The organism is Streptomyces spiralis (genome assembly GCF_014654675.1).
Taxonomy (GTDB): domain Bacteria; phylum Actinomycetota; class Actinomycetes; order Streptomycetales; family Streptomycetaceae; genus Streptomyces; species Streptomyces spiralis.
In genome coordinates, this window is the sequence record NZ_BNBC01000138.1 from 1 (window position 1) to 1,129 (window position 1,129).

Below are 1,129 nucleotides of genomic sequence, written 5' to 3' on the forward strand. Positions count from 1 at the left end.
CTAGTGACCTGAGTCAGAGATTCTTCGGCAGTAGGCGGCCACCTTGTCGAGGATCTCGTCGGCGGTCTTGGTCCAGGCGAAGGGCCTGGGATGTTCGTTCCAGTCGGCTAGCCAGTTTCGGATGTCTCGTTCGAGGGCCTGGACGGAGCGGTGGACGCCGCGCTTGAGCTTCTTCTGCGTCAGCTCGGCGAACCATCGCTCCACGAGGTTCAGCCAGGACGAACTCGTCGGTGTGAAGTGCAGGTGGAAGCGTGGGTGTGCCAGCAGCCACTTCTTGATGGCGGGTGTCTTGTGCGTGACGTAGTTGTCGAGGATGAGGTGGACGTCGAGGCCGGCGGGGACTTCCTTGTCGAGCTTGGCCAGGAACTTCTTGAACTCCACGGCCCGGTGGCGCCGGTGCAGGGAACCGATCACCTTGCCGGTGGCGACCTCCAGGGCGGCGAACAGGGTGGTGGTGCCGGCGCGGACGTAGTCGTGGCTGCGACGTTCGGGGACGCCGGGCATCATCGGCAGGACGGGCTGGGACCGGTCGAGGGCCTGGATCTGCGACTTCTCGTCCACGCACAGCACCAGGGCCTTCTCCGGCGGGTCGAGATAGAGGCCGACCACATCGCGGACCTTGTCGATGAACAGCGGGTCCGTGGACAGCTTGAAGTTCTCGGAACGATGCGGGGCCAGGGCGAAGGCACGCCAGATCCTCGAGACGGCCGACTGGGACATCCCGGTCGCCGCCGCCATCGACCGGGTGGACCAGTGCGTGGCGTTCGGTGGCTTCTCCTCGAGCGTCTTGACGATGACCCGCTCCACGTCGGCATCGGTGATCTTCCTGGGGACTCCCGGCCTGGGCTCGTCGGACAGGCCGTCCAGACCGCGGTCGAGGAAACGCCGTCGCCAGGTGCGGACCGTGTCGGGAGCGACCTTCAACCGCCGTGACACCTCCATGATCGAGTGGCCCTCGGCACACTCCAGAACGATCCGGGACCGCAAGGCCAGAGCCTGAGCCGTCGACCGGCGACGCACCCACCCCTCGAGCACAGCCCGCTGGGCATCCGTCACCGACAACGGCGGGATCTTCGGTCCACGACGATTCACACCAAACCAACGACGAACCTCTGACTCAGGTCACTAG

1 protein-coding gene is annotated in these 1,129 nt (G+C 65.6%); it reads right to left on the reverse strand.

Annotated features, from left to right (window positions below; translation table 11 throughout):
- Nucleotides 1–1,071, reverse strand: a complete 1,071-nt coding sequence (locus IE318_RS44355; RefSeq protein ID WP_444546224.1) for an IS630 family transposase — start codon at nucleotides 1,069–1,071, stop codon at nucleotides 1–3.
- Nucleotides 1,072–1,129 lie beyond the last annotated feature (58 nt).